The sequence below is a fragment of the Nostoc sp. S13 genome, from assembly GCF_029379315.1.
Lineage (GTDB): Bacteria > Cyanobacteriota > Cyanobacteriia > Cyanobacteriales > Nostocaceae > Nostoc.
This window is the reverse complement of the sequence record NZ_JAQYWQ010000009.1, coordinates 29,336-48,341: the sequence shown is the minus strand read 5'-3', so window position 1 is coordinate 48,341 and position 19,006 is coordinate 29,336. Positions and strand designations below refer to the sequence as shown.

At 43.8% G+C, this 19,006-nt stretch carries 17 protein-coding genes and 1 pseudogene; 10 read left to right on the top strand and 8 right to left on the bottom strand.

Annotated features, from left to right (window positions below):
- The first annotated feature begins 141 nt into the window (after positions 1 to 141).
- Positions 142 to 3,969: a hypothetical protein gene (locus tag PUQ00_RS05090; RefSeq protein ID WP_300413776.1), complete on the top strand. Its 3,828-nt coding sequence runs from the start codon at positions 142 to 144 to the stop codon at positions 3,967 to 3,969.
- A complete protein-coding gene (locus tag PUQ00_RS05085; RefSeq protein ID WP_300413773.1) occupies positions 3,953 to 4,384 on the top strand; it encodes a hypothetical protein in 432 nt (143 codons plus the stop codon). Before PUQ00_RS05090 ends, PUQ00_RS05085 begins: the two co-directional genes overlap by 17 nt.
- 163 nt (positions 4,385 to 4,547) lie before the next feature.
- On the opposite strand, the gene PUQ00_RS05080 is transcribed toward PUQ00_RS05085, so the two are convergent.
- Complete coding sequence (locus PUQ00_RS05080) at positions 4,548 to 4,679, bottom strand: hypothetical protein (RefSeq protein ID WP_300413771.1); 132 nt, start codon at positions 4,677 to 4,679, stop codon at positions 4,548 to 4,550.
- Between the two features lie 5 nt (positions 4,680 to 4,684).
- Between PUQ00_RS05080 and PUQ00_RS05075 the strand changes: the two genes are divergently transcribed.
- From PUQ00_RS05075 to PUQ00_RS05050, 6 genes are all read left to right on the top strand, one after another.
- Complete coding sequence (locus PUQ00_RS05075) at positions 4,685 to 5,428, top strand: alpha/beta hydrolase (protein ID WP_335029573.1); 744 nt, start codon at positions 4,685 to 4,687, stop codon at positions 5,426 to 5,428.
- Positions 5,429 to 6,136: 708 nt separating this feature from the next.
- Entirely contained in the window at positions 6,137 to 6,580 is a 444-nt protein-coding gene (locus PUQ00_RS05070; RefSeq protein WP_335029570.1) for a transposase, read from the top strand.
- A 285-nt stretch (positions 6,581 to 6,865) separates the two neighbouring features.
- The gene (locus PUQ00_RS05065) at positions 6,866 to 7,111 is read left to right on the top strand and encodes a DUF1902 domain-containing protein (RefSeq protein WP_300413871.1); all 246 of its coding nucleotides are present in this window, start codon (positions 6,866 to 6,868) and stop codon (positions 7,109 to 7,111) included.
- On the top strand, positions 7,112 to 7,309 hold the full coding sequence (locus PUQ00_RS05060; RefSeq protein ID WP_300413769.1) for a type II toxin-antitoxin system HicA family toxin: 198 nt from the start codon (positions 7,112 to 7,114) through the stop codon (positions 7,307 to 7,309).
- Positions 7,310 to 7,329: 20 nt separating this feature from the next.
- Positions 7,330 to 10,371, top strand: a complete 3,042-nt coding sequence (locus tag PUQ00_RS05055) for a UPF0182 family protein (RefSeq protein ID WP_300413767.1) — start codon at positions 7,330 to 7,332, stop codon at positions 10,369 to 10,371.
- A gap of 148 nt (positions 10,372 to 10,519) precedes the next feature.
- The gene (locus PUQ00_RS05050; RefSeq protein ID WP_300413765.1) at positions 10,520 to 10,702 is read left to right on the top strand and encodes a hypothetical protein; all 183 of its coding nucleotides are present in this window, start codon (positions 10,520 to 10,522) and stop codon (positions 10,700 to 10,702) included.
- Positions 10,703 to 10,759: 57 nt separating this feature from the next.
- Here the strand turns inward: PUQ00_RS05050 and PUQ00_RS05045 are convergent, their stop codons facing one another.
- The 7 genes and pseudogenes from PUQ00_RS05045 to PUQ00_RS05020 all read right to left on the bottom strand — a co-directional run bounded on the left by PUQ00_RS05045 (position 10,760) and on the right by PUQ00_RS05020 (position 18,359).
- Positions 10,760 to 11,233: a hypothetical protein gene (locus tag PUQ00_RS05045; protein WP_300413764.1), complete on the bottom strand. Its 474-nt coding sequence runs from the start codon at positions 11,231 to 11,233 to the stop codon at positions 10,760 to 10,762.
- A 124-nt stretch (positions 11,234 to 11,357) separates the two neighbouring features.
- On the bottom strand, positions 11,358 to 11,660 hold the full coding sequence (locus PUQ00_RS05040; protein WP_300413762.1) for a hypothetical protein: 303 nt from the start codon (positions 11,658 to 11,660) through the stop codon (positions 11,358 to 11,360).
- Positions 11,661 to 12,120: 460 nt separating this feature from the next.
- Positions 12,121 to 13,524, bottom strand: a complete 1,404-nt coding sequence (locus tag PUQ00_RS05035; protein WP_300413760.1) for a glycoside hydrolase 100 family protein — start codon at positions 13,522 to 13,524, stop codon at positions 12,121 to 12,123.
- Positions 13,525 to 13,815: 291 nt separating this feature from the next.
- Positions 13,816 to 14,055 (bottom strand): annotated as a pseudogene (locus PUQ00_RS32710) (SDR family NAD(P)-dependent oxidoreductase); the annotation flags it as partial.
- A gap of 530 nt (positions 14,056 to 14,585) precedes the next feature.
- Positions 14,586 to 15,020, bottom strand: coding sequence for a hypothetical protein (locus tag PUQ00_RS05030; RefSeq protein ID WP_300413869.1), 435 nt, complete (start codon positions 15,018 to 15,020; stop codon positions 14,586 to 14,588).
- A 159-nt stretch (positions 15,021 to 15,179) separates the two neighbouring features.
- Positions 15,180 to 16,442, bottom strand: coding sequence for a response regulator (locus PUQ00_RS05025; RefSeq protein ID WP_300413758.1), 1,263 nt, complete (start codon positions 16,440 to 16,442; stop codon positions 15,180 to 15,182).
- A gap of 30 nt (positions 16,443 to 16,472) precedes the next feature.
- The gene (locus PUQ00_RS05020; protein WP_300413756.1) at positions 16,473 to 18,359 is read right to left on the bottom strand and encodes an ATP-binding protein; all 1,887 of its coding nucleotides are present in this window, start codon (positions 18,357 to 18,359) and stop codon (positions 16,473 to 16,475) included.
- Positions 18,360 to 18,621: 262 nt separating this feature from the next.
- Here PUQ00_RS05020 and petN point away from each other — a divergent pair, with 262 nt between their 5' ends.
- Entirely contained in the window at positions 18,622 to 18,711 is a 90-nt protein-coding gene (gene petN, locus PUQ00_RS05015; RefSeq protein WP_012408302.1) for a cytochrome b6-f complex subunit PetN, read from the top strand.
- Between the two features lie 4 nt (positions 18,712 to 18,715).
- A complete protein-coding gene (locus tag PUQ00_RS05010; RefSeq protein WP_300413886.1) occupies positions 18,716 to 18,880 on the top strand; it encodes a hypothetical protein in 165 nt (54 codons plus the stop codon).
- The last annotated feature ends 126 nt before the right edge of the window (positions 18,881 to 19,006 follow it).

The window sequence follows — 19,006 nt, the reverse complement described above, 5'->3', positions numbered from 1 at the left end:
ATCTTGTGCTAATACCACGTGTTGCTGAACTGATAGTGGAATTTTGAATCTAGAGTTGTTAAGTATACTGAGGAAAATACTTCTTGATTTGGGTATCTTAGTAGACATAGACGAATTACCCAATAGTTTTAACAAAATAAGATGACACAATACGCCCTTGTCGTTGAAATTACTCAGTATGACAACAGTATAGACAGTCTGACTAAACATACTAATGATCTCGAAAATCTTCATGGCACAGAAAAATTTTTGCTGTTAGTAGATCAATCTGAGGAAGTATTTACAGTTTGTGCAGATCACAAAGAACGACAGAGATTCATTGAACTACTGACTCAGGTAGTAGAGATTCATAATTCGCGGTTAGCAGTTGTGATTACTATGCCAGCGAATTTTCTGGAACCCTATTTGGAATCTCCCTCCCTGACTCACCTGATTAAAACCGAGGCAGTTTTTATGCCGCCTTTAACCGGGGTTGATTTAAAGCAGACAATCACCGAACCTACCAAGCTTCAGGCTGATAGTGTTCAAAAAGCACTACTATTAAAAATTCTCCAAAATGTTAAACAGCAACCAGAGTTCTTGCCTTTGTTGGAGTTTGCCTCAACTAAACTCTGGGAAAAACGCGATCAAAACAAAGATCAACTCACCTTAGAACAGTATGAGAAGTTGGGAGGATTAACTGGGGCGTTAAATCTTTATGCAGAAAAGGTTTATCACTACCAAGATTATGAGGAGGAATCCCCAACCCAAGAACGCACTCAACAGGAAAAAGAATGGATTAAGCAGATTTTTCTGCGGTTAGTGCGAACGGGAGAGGGAGAAAAAGATACCCGACAGCGCCAACCAAAAGCCACACTATTAAATATTACAGGTGATGATCTCAATCAACAGCAAGACCTGAGTGAATTGCTAGATGGTGAAGCGGGATTGGTTAAGGGACGCTTATTAGTCAGTGGGAAAGATCAAAAAGGAGAAGTCTGGATTGATTTAGCCCATGAAGCTTTAATTGAAAGCTGGCAGCAGTTGGCCCAGTGGCGACAACAAGACCGAGACTTGCGGGGGTTGAGTGACAAATTAGAAGATACCCGGCGAGAATGGTTGAACAAAAGGCCGGATGATAAACATTTGATCCAAGAGGGACTGCTGGCAAAAGTGAGGGATAGCTGGCAACAATTACAGCCCCATTTACAATCACCCCAGGAAGTTGAAGCTTTTTACCAGCACAGTGATGCTGATGAAAAAGACCGCATTGCCGAACTGGAAAGGGCACTCACTGAATCCCAGTTGCGAGAAAAGGCGGCAAGAGTACAGAATTTACTGTCTTTCCAACCCCTAGATAGTCTAGTTTTGGCAATTCAAGCTATGGGTGAGAATCAAGAGAAACTACCCCAGCAGATTCTCGCACCAGTTCAGAACAGTTTGAATCGGGTCGTGAATAAAGCAAGAGTCTCCATTCCTTTCCCTGGTCATGAGAGTGATGTCAATTCTGTCGCCATCAGCGCCGATGGGCAGACGATTGTCAGTGGCGGTACTGACGGCACGGTAAGGTTATGGAACCTCCAAGGTCTTCCCTTAGTTGAACCATTGCGTGGTCATAAGGGTGATGTCTCTTCTGTCGCCATCAGCGCCGATAGGCAGACGATTGTTAGTGGCGGTACTGACGGCACGGTGCGGTTGTGGAATCACCAAGGTCTGACCTTAGCTGAACCTTTGCGTGGTCATGAGGGTGGTGTCTCTTCTGTCGCTATCAGCGCCGATGGGCAGACGATTGTTAGTGGCGGTTATGACGGCACGGTGCGGTTGTGGAACCACCAAGGTCTGACCTTAACTTTGCGTGGTCATAAGGGTTATGTCTCTTCTGTCGCCATCAGCGCCGATGGGCAGAAGATTGTCAGTGGCGGTACTGATGGCACGGTGCGATTGTGGAACTACCAAGGTCAGACCTTAGCTGAACCTTTGCGTGGTCATAAGGGTGATGTCTCTTCTGTCGCCATCAGCGCCGATGGGCAGACGATTGTCAGTGGCGGTACTGACGGCACGGTGCGGTTATGGAACTACCAAGGTCTGACCTTAGCTGAACCTTTGCGTGGTCATGAGGGTTGGGTCTATTCTGTCGCCATCAGCGCCGATGGGCAGACGATTGTCAGTGGCGGTACTGACGGCACGGTGCGGTTATGGAACTACCAAGGTCTGACCTTAGCTGAACCTTTGCGTGGTCATGAGGGTTGGGTCTATTCTGTCGCCATCAGCGCCGATGGGCAGACGATTGTTAGTGGCGGTGGTGACGGCACGGTGCGGTTGTGGAATCACCAAGGTCTGACCTTAGCTGAACCATTGCGTGGTCATGAGGGTAATGTCAGGTCTGTCGCCATCAGCGCCGATGGGCAAACGATTGTCAGTGGCGGTGGTGACGGCACGGTGCGGTTGTGGAACCGCCAAGGTCTGACCTTAGCTGAACCATTTCGTGGTCATGAGGGTTGGGTCTATTGTGTCGCCATTGCTGGGCAACGCGATGGGAACAGCGCCGATGGGCAGATGATTGTCAGTGGCGGTACTGACGGCAAGGTGCGGTTGTGGAACCGCCAAGGTCTGACCTTAGCTGAACCATTTCGTGGTCATGAGGGTTGGGTCTATTGTGTCGCCATTGCTGGGCAACGCGATGGGAACAGCGCCGATGGGCAGATGATTGTCAGTGGCGGTACTGACGGCAAGGTGCGGTTGTGGAACCGCCAAGGTCTGACCTTAGCTGAACCATTTCGTGGTCATGAGGGTTGGGTCTATTGTGTCGCCATTGCTGGGCAACGCGATGGGAACAGCGCCGATGGGCAGATGATTGTCAGTGGCGGTACTGACGGCAAGGTGCGGTTGTGGAACCGCCAAGGTCTGACCTTAGCTGAACCATTTCGTGGTCATGAGGGTTGGGTCTATTCTGTCGCCATTGCTGGGCAACGCGATGGGAACAGCGCCGATGGGCAGACGATTGTCAGTGGTGGTAGTGACGGCACGGTGCGGTTGTGGAACTTCCAAGGTATTCCCTTAGCTGAACCATTGCGTGGTCATGAGGGTTATGTCTATTCTGTCGCCATTGCTGGGCAACGCGATGGGAACAGCGCCGATGGGCAGACGATTGTCAGTGGTGGTAGTGACGGCACGGTGCGGTTGTGGAACTTCCAAGGTATTCCCTTAGCTGAACCATTGCGTGGTCATGAGGGTTATGTCTATTCTGTCGCCATTGCTGGGCAACGCGATGGGAACAGCGCCGATGGGCAGACGATTGTCAGTGGTGGTAGTGACGGCACGGTGCGGTTGTGGAACTTCCAAGGTATTCCCTTAGCTGAACCATTGCGTGGTCATGAGGGTTATGTCTATTCTGTCGCCATTGCTGGGCAACGCGATGGGAACAGCGCCGATGGGCAGACGATTGTCAGTGGTGGTAGTGACGGCACGGTGCGGTTGTGGAACCTCCAAGGTATTCCCTTAGTTGAACCATTGCGTGGTCATGATGGTTGGGTCTATTCTGTCGCCATCAGCGCCGATGGGCAGACGATTGTCAGTGGCGGTACTGACGGCACGGTGCAGTTGTGGAACCGCCAAGGTCTACCCTTAGCTGAACCATTGCGTGGTCATGAGGGTTATGTCAGGTCTGTCGCCATCAGCGCCGATGGGCAGACGATTGTTAGTGGCGGTGATGACGGCACGGTGCGGTTGTGGAACCTCCAAGGTATTCCCTTAGCGGAACCATTGCGTGGTCATGAGGGTTATGTCTATTCTGTCGCCATCAGCGCCGATGGACAGACGATTGTTAGTGGCGGTGAAGACGGCACTGTGCGGTTGTGGCGCGGTGACTGGCGTGCATGGTTGCAAGTTTGTTGTGACAGGTTACGTTACCATCCCATCTTCACGAATCCGCAAACAGAGGAAGCAAAAGCCGCCTGCGAAGTCTGCCGTAAATATGTTTGGAGTAAGTAGGCAGGTAAAGAAGGGCACGGCATTGCCATGCCCCTACGAGGGTCTGCACTCCACTCAATTGCAAGCGGTTATAAAAGCAGCAAATAAAGAGAGGAGGTTTTTCTTTGGACGCAAGCAGGTAATAAGGAAAATTCTGGCGAAACTCACACAAAACCCCTTTGTCGCAATTATTGGCGCTTCCGGGAGTGGTAAATCTTCTGTAGTTCAAGCGGGTTTGGTTCCAGAATTAGATAATAGTGGCTGGCAAATTTTACCGCCAATCAAGCCACGATTTCAGCCTTTGCATGGAACCCAAGGGTTGTTGGGGCTATCTCTTTCCCCACACCCCACACCCCGCCCCAACGGGGCTTGGTCAAACCAATTATTTAAGTTTAATAATCCTCAAAAAAATCGTGAATATCATCTATTAAGATGAGATGAAGCGATTACAAAATTCGTTCAACTGATTGGACTGAACATCCAACCACTGCACCCGTCATCAAACAACAGGAATGATGCAAGCAATAAATCATTGCTTGATTGAGACTAACGGTATCAAAATGCATATTGCTGAACAAGGTCGAGGAAACCTTGTAATTCTATGTCATGGGTTTCCAGAATGCTGGTACTCTTGGCGACATCAACTTGCAGCGATCGCACTGGATTCCACGTTGTTGCGCCAGATATACGTGGTTACGGGCAAACCAACCAACCAGAGTCAGTTGAGGCATAAAATATCCTTGAGCTAACTAGCGATATCGTTGGGCTGGTTCATGCTCTCAACCAAGAACAAGCCATTATCGTCGGGCACGATCATGGTGCAATTTTAGCTTGGCATTGTGCGTTGTTACGTCCAGATTTATTTAAAGCGATCGCTTTACTAAGTGTCCCTTATCGCGCTAAAGCCTGGGAAAGTAGACCGCCAACAGAAATGTTAAAACTGATGTCGGGTGAGCAACAGTTTTATATGTTGTATTTTCAGGAACCTGGTAAAGCGGAGGCAGAACTAGAAGCTGACGTTCGTAAGTCTCTTCGCATGATGCTCTATTCTGCCGCCGGAGATCCACCTCCTGAAGAAAGATGGCGGTTTCTATTCGACAAATCAGAAAAATTCCTAAACACTTTAACAGAACCAGAGCAGCTTCCGAGTTGGTTAAGTGAGCAAGACCTTGATTTTTTCACCCAAGAGTTTGAGCGAACCGGATTTCGAGGCGGTTTAGCTCGATATCGAAACCTGGACAGAGATTGGGAACTCACATGCTTTTTGAGTGGCGCAAAGCTCCAACAACCTGCTTTGTTTGTTGGGGGAGAGTTCAATGCAGTCGTGACGAGAAATCAAGAACTCATCAACAATTTAGAAAAAACAGTGCCGAACTTGAGAAAAAAGGTATTGCTGCCAAACGCCGGACATTGGATTCAGCAGGAACGACCCGCTGAAATCAATCGGTTGCTGACCGAGTTTTTAATGAACGCGGCATAACCAGTCTGGATAAATTAGATGATGCTTTGCAAGAGTGGTTGCACAAAGAAAACAGGAGAAATAAACCTCTAATCTCCAATGTTGAGGCTCAGAACTCCAGTTTTCACCTTCAGAACTCGGAAGTTCCACCTTTGAACTCGGAAGTTCCACCTTTGAACTCGGAACTTCCACCTTTTTACTCGGAAATTCGACCTTTTTACTTGGAATTTCGACCTTTGAACTGCAACAACCGAGATCCAAGGGTGAATGATGGTGATTAAAAGGCAAATATTTACCTTACTATCCCATTTTCACAAACCTGCAAACTAAAGCTACCACAAATATCTTGCGTAGGGGCACAACATTGTTGTGCCCTGATAGAACTGTTCACCGCAGCCAACATTTTATTTGTAATTTTCCGTAGAGGAATTAGTATCATTCAAATGTAATATGCATTGTGCAAAACAATATTGTTTCTTGTTGAGATGCCAAATGGGTAGGAGGGCACAGCATTGCCGTGCCCCTACGTTATTTATATCAATGGCAATATAAATTATCAGTATCATTCAAATGTAATACGCATTGTGCAAAACAATATTGTTTTTCGTTGAGATGCCAAATGGGTAGGAGGGCACGGCATTGCCGTGCCCCTACGTTATTTATATCAATGGCAATATAAATTATTAGTTAAAATAAACACATATTACTAATAACTGTATGTAAAAATCAATGCCCTATGATCCACAAATACACCACCGCCATTCTATTCGCTTGAAAAGGTACGATTACACCCAACCTGGTGCATATTTCATCACCATTTGCACCAAAGCGCGGCAATGTTTATTTGGTAATGTAGTTAAGGGCGAAATGCAATTAAATTCTTTGGGTCATATTGCCTTCAACTGCTGGCAAACAATACCCGATCATTTTCTCCACATTGAATTAGATACCTTTGTGGTCATGCCTAACCATCTACACGGCATCTTAATCATCACAGATAAACCTGTAGGGGCACAACATTGTAGTGCCCTCAATCAACATCTTGACTGCAACACAGAACAATTCGGTAAACCTGTACCTGGTTCTATTTCTACAGTTATTCGCAGCTATAAAGGCGTTGTCAGCAAACGCATTAATATAATTTGGCAGACCAAAGGACAATCAATCTGGTAAGGCAATTTTTATGAACACATTGGAAGAGAGCAAAAATCTGTAGATAATATCCAACAATATATTTTAAATAATCCCCAGCGTTGGGCAGATAATCCAGAAAACCCGCAACGTAATTCTGATAATCAAGATTTCCTGTTTGATATCCCTTTTTGATTTAAAATCGTGTGTTATGTCATAAATATGAATTCGCGTTGGGATGCAACACGTGGTAAGGGCACAACAATGTTGTGCCCCTACTAATGACTCGTATATTCTAAAGTGGAACTACGTTGTAAGCACTCGATGATGGCACAAATCACATTTAAGGTTGAAGCATTTTGGGATTCAGACGCAGAAGTTTGGGTAGCAACTAGTGATGACGTACCTGGATTGGTAACAGAAGCTTCTACGATTGAGGTTCTGACGCAAAAGCTGCGAGAAATAATTCCAGAACTGATCATTCTGAACAAAATTGTCCCTCCTGACTATGTGGGTTCTATCACCTTTGAGTTAACTAGCTATCGAGAAGAGTTGATTAAGGTGGCTTCATAAATGGGTGCGTCGTTTACTCCTGAGTTGAAAAAGATGCTTTCAGAAGTTGGGTGCTACTTTGAACGGCAAGGCAAAAAAGATCATGAAATCTGGTACAGTCCAATCACAGATCGTCTATTTGTTGTAGACGGAACCATCAAGTCACGCCATACCGCTAACGGAGTTTTGAAACAACCTGGACTTCCCAAAGCCTTTTAGGGGGGTAAAATTAGATATCAATGTATTGGAAATGGGGCTTTAGACTATTAATTGTATTCTTGGGGCTGTGGCTACTGTTGGATCTGGGTTCCCGCCTGGGAGCAGAGATTTTTTGGTTTCAGGAAGTCGGCTACTTGCAAGTATTTCTGTTGAGGGTGGTAACTCGTGGTGTTTTGTGGATAGTGGTGGCTGGGATAACTGCTGCCTATCTACTGCTAAACCTGGCTCTAGCACAACGACTGAAATATCCCCGGTCTCTAAAGATTGAGAAAGCACAACTCAACAGTGAATTAACAAATTTTCTCAGTCCTGATTATCCCAGACGCAACGAAACCCGGATACTTGCGCCGCAACGTTTTCAACCATTAAAATTGCGCTGGTTATTACCTCTAACTCTAGTACTGAGCTTGTTGATCGGGTTGATGCTGGCTCACTATGGTCAAATTGCTGTTTTATACTGGCATTCTCCAGTTAATCAGGGTATTTTACCTATTCCCGCCCTATTTCGACCAGAGACAATCTGGCAACTCTTAAGGCAGATTGTCTTTCAAGTCTGGTATCTCGGTTTAATTGTGGGAGTAGCGATCGCAATCCTAATTTATCCCCAATTTTTATTAACAGCGATCGCAGTTTTGTTCAGTCCCATTTTTGCATTCATCCTATTCCGCCACTGGCCAAAGGTGCTGCAATATTTCCACCCCACCCTTTTCAACAGCACTGAGCCTTTATTTGGTCAAGATATCAGCTTTTACGTATTTTCCTTACCCTTTTGGGAACTGCTAGAACTCTGGCTGATGGGATTATGTTTGTATGGTTTCGTCGCTGTTACTCTCACTTATCTCCTGTCAGGGGACAGTTTGAGTCAGGGAATTTTCTCCGGTTTTTCGCCCCAGCAACAGCGTCATTTATACAGTATGGCTGGCTTGTTGATGCTGGTAGTAGCTTTAAGTTATTGGCTGAGTCGCTATGAACTCGTGTATTCTACGCGTGGAGTAAGTTATGGTGCCAGCTATACGGATGTGACAGCCCAGTTGCCAACTTACACCGTCTTGTGCATCCTGGCAGTAGCGATCGCAACTTACCTACTTTGGCGAACGTTTTTCTGGAAACCCCAATCTCAGTATCGTCCCTTGATGTTTTACGGGTTAGGGGTTTATCTAATAATGGTTGCAGCAGCTGATGTCGTTGTACCTACTGTGGTGCAATATTTAATTGTCCAACCGAATGAGTTGCAACGAGAGCAACCCTACATTCAGCGTACTATTGCCTTGACTCGCCAAGCATTTGATCTAGAGGCGATCGATGCTAGAACCTTCAACCCGCAAGGAAGATTGACCGAAGCTAATATTCAAAAGAATGACTTGACAATTCGGAATATTCGCCTTTGGGATCAGCGACCACTGTTAGAAACTAACCGTCAACTGCAACAAATTCGGCCCTACTATCGGTTTCCCGATGCCGATATTGATCGCTACACTCTAGTAACAGATATAACTTCCCGCCGACCTGCTGCTCCCCAAAAACCACCAGAACCTCAGCCGGAACCAATTGAACCAACAGAACGGCGGCAGGTACTGATTGCTGGACGAGAATTAGACTACAGCGCTGTACCACAGGAAGCTCAAACATGGGTGAACCGCCATTTAATTTATACCCACGGGTTCGGGTTTACTGTTAGTCCAGTTAATACAGTTGGGCCGGGTGGGCTACCAGAATATTTTGTCAAAGATATTAGCGGTGATAGTAGCGCCCTCACAACTTCTAATGAAGCGATTCGTGACAGTATTCCCATTGGGCAACCCCGGATTTATTACGGCGAGATTACTAATACTTATGTGATGACTGGCACAAAAGTTAGAGAGCTAGACTACCCCAGTGGTAGTGACAATGTTTACAACTCTTACGATGGTTTGGGTGGCGTTGAAATTGGTTCAGCATGGCGACGCTGGTTATTTGCAATGTATTTGAAAGATTGGCAGATGGTACTAACACGGGACTTTTTGCCAGAGACAAAAGTGCTAGTTCGGCGAAATGTCAAGGAAAGAATTCAAGCGATCGCACCCTTCCTCAAATTTGACAGCGACCCCTATTTAGTAGCTGCTGCTGCTAATCAAGATTTCCCCAGTAATCCCAGTTATCTTTACTGGATTGTTGATGCCTACACGACGAGCGATCGCTATCCTTACTCAGACACTGGTAGCGATGGAATCAACTACATTCGCAATTCTATCAAGGTAGTAATTGATGCCTATCATGGCACTGTTAAGTTTTATATTGCCGATCAGAGCGATCCGATAATTGCCACTTGGTCAGCGATATTTCCCAACATGTTCAAACCGCTCAGTACAATGCCAGTCAATCTCCGCAGTCATACCCGGTATCCGGTGGACTTTTTCAAAATTCAATCTGAGCGGTTGATGACCTATCACATGACTGATCCCCAGGTATTTTACAATCGGGAAGACCAGTGGCAAATCCCTAACGAAATCTATGGCAGTGAACCCCGTCCGGTAGAGCCGTATTATTTGATTACTAGTCTACCCACCGTAACCTTTGTTAGCGCAGCCCAAGGTAGAGAAGAATTTATTCTGCTTCTGCCCTATACTCCCAGACAACGGACTAATTTAATCGCTTGGTTAGCGGCGCGATCGGATGGCAAGAACTACGGTAGGCTAGTACTATATGTCTTTCCTAAGGAACGCCTGGTTTACGGGCCAGAGCAAATCGAGGCACGGATTAACCAAGACCCAGTAATTTCCCAGCAAATTTCTCTGTGGAATCGCCAGGGATCGAGAGCCATTCAAGGCAATCTATTAGTAATTCCTATTGAGCAATCGCTGCTGTATGTCGAGCCAATCTATCTAGAAGCCACACAGAATAGTCTGCCAACTTTGGTGCGAGTCGTCGTGGCTTACGAAAACCGGATTGTCATGGCACAAACTTTGAAACAAGCATTGCAGGGAATTTTTAAACCAGAAGTTACACCAGCCCCTGCGATTATCCGTCCCTTTGAAGAAGCAGCCCCGCCAGCGCCTTTGGGGAAGTCAAAAGTTAAAAGTTAAAAGTAATTCGTTATTTGTAATTTGTATAAACAAAAAGAAGCCCCTCGTCTTGTAGAGTTGGGGAGCTTTTGCAAGATATCTGTTAACAAAATTTATTGCGACAGCCATAGTTTAATAGTTCAACATATGTAATAGACACTAAAAGTTAATGGACATGGTACAAGATAACCAACTAGAGATTCGCCACATTAGTCCTAAAGTAAGGCAGTTGATTAAAATGTACGCCGATGTTAATAACTGTACGCAATCTGAGATGTTAGAGCGGATTATTTTGGAGTGGAACGCCCAACAAAGCGAGAGTGAACGACCGCCAGGAGACGAAGATGAATAACTTTCTGCGACAATTCTTAGTCCGCTTTTAGCGAGAGGCTTTGATTAATTTTGCTTTCTAGTTCAAGAAAAATTTTCCAGAGATTGGGTCTTGTTTGAGAGATTGAATAAAATCCCTCAAAGTCATCATGCTGCCCGTTAAGGTGAATTTGGGAGTGCCATTTTGAGCAACGATTCTCACTTCACCGTCTTGGATCTGAATCTTATTTTTAATGCTGTCCCATAGAGTATCGAAGCTTTGATCATCCTTGCAACCATTGGCTTCAAGGAACTTTTGGCGCACTTCTGTTTTTAGTGCTAGTGCTTCTGCTCCTTGAGTACGCGCCTCAAAGTGCTTAATTACATCTTCATAAGCACTCTCCCTTAGAGTTTTGTTTTCAGCCTGAACTTGCTCTAACTGAGTTTTTATGGCTTGCAATTGCGACGCTAAAGCAGCTGATTTATGATATTCAACTTTTAAAGCTTGCTTTGCATTGACTAACAAGGTTTTATAATCTAGCTGATCTTGATCTTGATTTTTTTCCAATTGCATTTTTATCTCTTGATCAACAGATTTTTCAGTGATCAACTCTCGCCAGTTATATGACAAAAACTGGCGAGAGTTTATTTAGAACTACTGTTAGCGGTAAGTATTCTCTGTGTTATCTGAGTATTAGTTAGTTCACTAGTAATGGTGATTCCGAGTGAGGATTCTCTTTGATACTACTCACACAAAAACTAATGTGGGAGCGGATAGCTCGCTCATAAACTCCAGTCTGCTGAGTGCGTACCCCTATAGGCTGATATATTAAGTTAACTTCGGGGAATTCAGACCAATACATCAAAAAAATGTCTTTCGCTGGAGTAATAATTTCATAATTATTCTCTTGTCTTTTCTTTCTGAGCTTACAATTATTTAGTTGTAATTTTTGTCGGAATAGTTTTTCAAATTCTGGAATTAAATCTGAAGTAGTTTTCATGTTTTATACACGTTAAAACGTGTTAAGGATGCAAAGACTATCTGATGATATTACTAAGTATGACACTTCAGATACCTCTTACTATATAGTGTATCAGTTATCGGGTATTTGAGAAGGGAATTTAAACACCGGGTAACTCGTTGGCGCAGCTTTTGGTAGAGAAGAGGCTGTGCGATCGCCGCAACCTGTTGATCAGGATTTTAGATAGCATAATTCTGCTATTTATTAACTTCTACTTACTAATATTTTGACCGCTTGTGATTATATTATCTCCGTTTAGCTAGTACAAACGGAAGTTTGCCTACCTTTAACAAGGGGCTTAAGCCTCTTATTTATCAATTGTTTGGTTAATAGAGATCGCAGCTGGACTTTCGCCACGCTGTACTAGTTGGTAAAAACACCCTGTATAATTACACCCCTAAATCATCTTCTGTTTACAGCCTTGCGGGGTAATCAGTACCTATAGGCTACAGCCTGGGCCTTCAAGACCCTCTGCAAAGCTGATTAATTCCAAATACTCTGGATTTTCCACCAACTGTTTAGCTGCAAGCAATCCAGCAATGCTCCAAGTTTGATAAATTCTGGCTTCTTTGCCAATTAAACGACCATTGTTGCCATCGTAGTATTCGGGGAATTTATCCTTAAATAAACGCCTTTCGGCAATGGCGATCGCTGCTTGGGCAAGTTCTGTTCGACCTGCTTTTAGTGCCGCTGCGGTAAATAACCACAGTAAAACGGGCCAGTTACCGCCGTTGTGATAAGACCAAGCCCTGTTCTTAGAGTCACATCCTGTAACAATTCTCCACTCTAAACCTTCCAAAGCTGGAAAGCAGATTTTAACAGGCATATAGCCGATCAAGTCTTGCCAACGTTGGGCAAATAAATTCATAATGCTTTGAGATTCTTTTTCGCTGGCTAAAGAAGTTAAGATTGCCATCAGATTTCCCAGAGCAAAAAAGCGAAAATCTATCCGTCCCGGCCCCAGATTTCCCGCTAAATATCCTCCAGTTTCGGGCAACCACTCGGTCAACCAACTGGGGATTGATTCTGAGTTGATGTTGAATTTATTAACAATTTCTTTACCAAATTCGTTATCCTTGTAACGATAGATTTCCCCCAATCGCTTCAGGTCTAGCCAGTAATAGTTGCGGATATGATATTTCAAAGATCCCAATCGCCTATTGATTTTGGTAAGGTAGCTATCGCCATCCCCATCTGGTAAAAGCAATTCACTAGCAGCCCTGAGGGACGCATAGAATAACACCTGAATTTCTAGAGGATGTTCGTAAACTCCCATGCGACGGTCAATCATAAACGCGCCATCGGGAACTAACATAGTTGGGTACATAGAAAAGCGATGTACCAGGCAAAGATCCAAAATTAACTTGATTCCTACTTGAAAATCTGGCTGACGTGCTAGGGACATATCGCCTGTAGCTTTTTCATAAGCCCTTAGCAAGAGAATCCACCACATACAGGAATCAATTGGGGGAACGCGAGCGATCGCCTGCTCACCAAAATCAGCGACCAAAAATTCCTCATTCCCATTAAAATGTACTTTGAAACTTGCAGGCATTAATCCCGCTCCTGGTTCAAAGCAGTCTATCTGCTTTTCATGACTTTGTAATTTCAGTGTTTCTACTAAGAAGTTGCGGACAATCTCTGCTTTGCCGTGCATGAGAAACACCAAGGCAGAAGGGACAAAATCGCGGAGGAAGCACTGGTCATAATTGAGTGTCTCTAACTCCGGATCGTGAGCGGCTACAGTCCCAATAGGTTTCCCCTGGTAATAAATTATGGACTTTTCCAACAGTTTCCAGGCTTCTGCTTCTAGCAAACTGTTATTATTGATCGCGCTAGTCATAAGCGTTTAATTCCACTAATGGTATGTATCGGCTCAGTTGTGGAAAGTACGCAAGCTTACCTGAAATTGACCAAGTTTCTCGGAAGTCAGCATACAGAGTCAATCCACAATCTACAAACAACGTTTGTCCGGTGATGTATGATATACAGCAGAATTCAGAATTGGTGAATGGACTACGCCCCGCTCTGCTAACAGAAGTAAAACAGTGTTTATACCTGGCTTTGGCACGAATCGTTGTGTACTTCACCTTGCTTGAAATCTGCTGTACATCGGTCGAGGAATAATTTCCTAAACACTGGAAATATTAATAATCACCCCCGAACAATTAAGAGACAGGAGGTGTTTAATAGTTTCACGGACGCAGAGACACTTTTGCTATGCCATCTTTTCCGTGTCTGTTGCAGCTTTATGGTCTTTGCGGTAATTGATGGCGATGTTGCACCCTTGTTAGGCAAGTCTGATTGCGATCGCCTGACTGATACCTAACGTTGCACCTGTAATTAAGGCATTCTTCCCTTCTAACCCTATCATATTTCTTGCTCTAGCTGCCCTTGCTTGAATTCGCACTCAGTCAAACAATTTTAGATTTTAGATTATTCCTTTAATCCCAATAAACCACCGATTCCAAATCAATACTTCTCTATCTTGGGCTGCGCCAACGGCAACCTCAGTAACCATAAAACGCTTACGCTGTATACCTGTTTGAATCTTAAATTTTGAATTCCGCCGAACTGTAATAGATTGATTAATTTAATTAATAATACAAATTTATTTTTATCCTTATAGCGGTTCTCGACCCAGTGAAGTACAATTTTTACCTCGCTTCATTCCTCTCTCCTAAAAGGAGGAGCTACTGCGTTGGGCGGCGAGCCACTCTTGTTGCATGTGGCGTCAGAGGCTTTGAATTGTTCTCCCTTCCCGAAGCGGGAAGGGGTTTAGGGGGTTAGGTCTATTTCCATACCTGTACCTCACGTAATTGAAAATGGCTATAATGCTTAATTCTTTAGTATCTACTACTTGCAAAAAGTAGAATATCTATCAATAACTTAGGGAAAGGGAATTTAGATTGATGAAAAAGGTTTGACCCAACGGAGTTGAATAGCCATATCAAGAGCGATCGCAGCCATTCCAAACCATAATACACTTTCAAAAGCCAAGACCACAAAAGGCAAAATTGTGCTATGAGAATTCCACCCAAGTTCTATCTGAGTTAATCCCCGCACCAAGCCAAAGGCCAGCACACCACCAGCTTTGAGTTGAGGATTTTGATCTGAGCGGATGATATAGCGGTAGGTGACACCAAATAACAAACCAGTAAAAGTTGCAACTGCACCACTCATCAACCACTGCCAGTTAAAATCACTTTGCAGACTTACGAGTGTCTGAAAATACTTTGCCAATACAAAAGTATTCAACACACTAACAATCGCAAAAGCGAAACACACAGATAAACCCCCAATTATTCCAGCTTTGAGGGATTCTAGGCGTTCTGCCATTAATTGAGGATCTAAAGAAGTTGAATTCACTCGATATAGAAATTAGGGATTGGGTACTTGTACTGAGCGTTGTCGTTGGCGCAGCCCAAGGTAGAGAAGTATTGGGAAAATTCTTTCCCAGTCTTCAGTATGATAAATGCTAGAGCAGTTTTGTAGCTCTCATGTGGGAATTTTGATTATAAAATCGGTTCCCACACCTGCTTGAGAATTCACTTCTAAAACACCTTTGTGTTTCTCTACGACTATTTCATAGGCTATCGATAAGCCGAGTCCAGTGCCTTTCCCAACGTTTTTTGTGGTAAACAACGGCTCAAACAAGTGTTTTTTAAGCCGTTCAGGCACACCAACCCCATTGTCAGCAATCCGAATTACAACCATTTCTTCAGAATCTATTTCTGTTGCAATTTGAATCTGAGGAATTAGATTGCTCATTTTGCCTTGCATTATAGCTTCATCAAGGGCATCAATTGCATTTGCCAGAATGTTCATAAATACTTGATTCATCTGCCCAATATAGCAGCTAACCTCTGGTATTACTCCATAACTTTTAATAACTTCAATGCGGGGACGATCGCCATTAGCCTTGAGGCGGTGTTGCAAAATCATTAGTGTACTATCTAGTCCTTGATGCAAATCAGCAGATATTTTGGTATCTCTATCCGAGCGACAGAAGTTGCGGAGTGAATTAGAAAGGTTGCGAATTCGTTCACTTCCTAGTTGGAGTGAGTTCAATATTTTTCCCATATCTTCGAGAACAAAGTTCAAATCCAAGTCCTCAAGAGTAGTGGTAATTTTAGCTGTTGGGTTTGGATATTCTTGTTCATACAGTAAGAGCAACTTGGTTACTCCTGCAATGTATTCTTGCAAGGGTAAAATATTGCTAGAAATAAAGTTGATCGGGTTATTGATTTCATGACCAATACCAGCGATTAACTCTCCGAGTGTTGATAGTTTCTCTTGCTGCACTAGTTTGACTTGAGCTTGTTGCAAAGCCTTGGTGCGATCGCTGACTTGTTGTTCCAAACATTCAGTCAATTGTTTAAGTTGTAAATGCACGCGCACTCTGGCAATGACTTCCTCTTGTGCAAACGGTTTAGGGATATAGTCTACCGCACCAAGGGAAAATCCCTTCGTTTTGCTCTCCGTATCTGCTAAAGCAGTAGTGAAAATAATCGGAATATTTTGGGTAACAGGATTAGCTTTCAGGCGACAACAAGTTTCAAATCCGTCAATACCTGGCATTTGTACATCCAGCAAAATCAGCTCTGGTTGATTACGTTCGGCTTGGGCGATCGCGCTTTCTCCATCGACTGCAACACGGAAACGAAAACCCTCACTATTGAGCGCTTCACACAGCACAGATAAATTTGTCGGATTATCATCTACAATCAAAATAAATCCAGTATTTGGGTTCTTGTTCATGATGGATTTAAAAGTGAAATTCAACTCAAATTAATTAATGTATTGTTGAATAAAACTTTCCAAACGTTTGAGTTGGAAATTACTAGCAAGCTGGACAAGCTGCTCGGCAAAAACGTTTAGCTGCTCATCAGATGCCGAAAGTTGTTGAGCCAGTTCTAAAACCTTTTGAATATCGCCGTCTTGTGCGAGTTCGAGTAACTGTTGTAAAACCTCGTTGGCAGGATAAATCATCTCATTTGGTTGATCCAAACCACCTGTCTGGTTTTTTTTGATTGCATCTACCTTACCGTCAAAAATCCATTCCAATTGCAAAAATTGCCGTAACATTTCTAGCAGCGTTTCAGCTTCTACAGGCTTTGGTAGAAATACATCTGCACCGACATCAATACTCTTGTACTGGTCGGCTGCAAACACACTGGCTGACGAAGCGATGATCGCAATCTCTTGAAATTGCTCAGACTGACGCAAACGAATAATCAACTCAAATCCATCCAATATAGGCATTACTAGGTCAGTGATAATCAAGTCTGGTTTGTGTACTAGAGCCTGTTCCCATCCTTCCTCGCCCTCACTAGCTTCTACAACAGTAAACCCAACTGGCTCTAGTAAATTTACAATTACCGCTCGGTTTTCCCATCTGTCATCCGCAATTAAAATGGTGCGCCTTTGTCCTTGATAACCAATAATAGTTCCTTGCTCAACCACTCTGGAAACCTTTGCCCAATCTTTAGATTGTGGCAATTTTGCCTCAAACCAGAAAGTGCTACCTTTGGATAAGGTACTTTGCACCTGAATTTGACCACCCATCAACAAAACAATTTTTTGGCTGATTGCTAATCCCAAGCCTGTACCTTCAGATTGTCGTTTCTGATTTCCCACTTGCTCAAAGGGCTGGAAGATTTTCTCGGCTTGTTCAGGGATTATACCCGTGCCGGTATCTATTACCTCAAAGCGAATTTGGTAGCTTGTCTGTCCATTGGCATTTGATTCTTGAGCAATCACCTGAACTTTGAAGGTAACACTGCCTTGATGAGTAAATTTAATGGCATTACCAAGTAAATTAATCAGTACTTGTCGCAAGCGTTTTTCATCAGCATGAATGCCCGTTGGCAAATCAGGATCGAGTTGGATGTGAAATGCGATCACCTTTTGTTCTGCCCGGATGCGGCAAATTTCAGTCACGCTATCTATAAAGGCAGGCAAATAGAAATCAACAGGATGCAATTCCAGTTTCCGAGCTTCTATCTTGGAGAGATCCAAAATATCATTAATCAGGGTTAAAAGATGGGAACCACATTGGTAAATGATGCTGACTCCTTTACGTCCTTTGTCACTCAAAGATTCTGTGCGTTGGAGGATTTGTGTAAAGCCCAAGATGCCGTTGAGAGGTGTGCGTAGTTCATGACTCATATTGGCGAGAAATTCACTCTTGGCTTGGCTGGAGTTTTGAGCGACTTCTTCTGCAAGACGTAGTTCTTTCTCAATGCGCTTGCGCTCTACAATTTCAGTTGAAAGCGCTCGATTGATAACTTCTAACTGGGCTGGGCTGGGTAGCGTCAGAGCTTGAGGCATGAGAAAAAATAACGCAAATGCCGTGTATATCGAAATTATGGCAGTTAGAGCTTTTAAAGCACCTGCAATCCAATAGTCTGGATGCCAAAGCGTCCAAATTTCCATCAAGTGTCCAGTACCGCAGACAATGATAAAAGCACCAAATAACAGAAAAACTCCATTAAAAGGAACGTCTTTGCGCTTGGAAATAAAGTAAATTAGTAGGAAGGGAATTGAATAATAGGCAAGAGCGATCGTGGCATCAGAAATAATGTGGAGCCAAACTAATCCAGTTTGCCAAAGATAACAATGTCCGTGGGGAATAAAACCGTTAGAGTGAAAAGGATAGTTGAAAAATGTCGGCATGATATTAGGGGTTGCTGGATTTGAAATATATATCCATAACCGTAGTATTCCCAAACCATCAAGTGGAAAACCCTGATCGCTACTTTTTTATGACGTAAAGTACTACCGTACCAAGAAAAGATGTGTGTCCTTTGCAGCAGCTAGCCTGTCGTAAACATCGCCTGCAAGACTTCCAATGTCATTGATAAAAAAAATCTCAGCCTGCCCTTTCCCAGTATGATAACTATTAGAGACCTTTTGTAATTATTTGAAAAGTGGGACTATGGAGATTTTGACACTAGGTTGGGTATCACTGTTAGTTGTGTTCACTTGGTCAATTGCAATGGTAGTCTGGGGACGTAACGGACTGTAAAGGCATGGTGGAAAGTCCATTCTTGAGTATTTTGGTTTTAGTTGCTGTAGTGCTGCTCTTAGTAGTCACTGGTGGTATTGGTTATTTGACCCTGGCAGATTGGCGCGATCGCCGTCGTCGAGATGAAGACAAACGCACCACCCGCAGCGCCACTCCTAAGCGGCGATAATTTTCTCGTGGTTAAAAATGTTTTTGTAGGGACATGATGATATCGTGTCCCTACAATGTTTTTCTGGTATTTTAAGGAAATAATTGTTACCTTTCTACTGTCTAGGGGAATTATGAGATAGAAGAC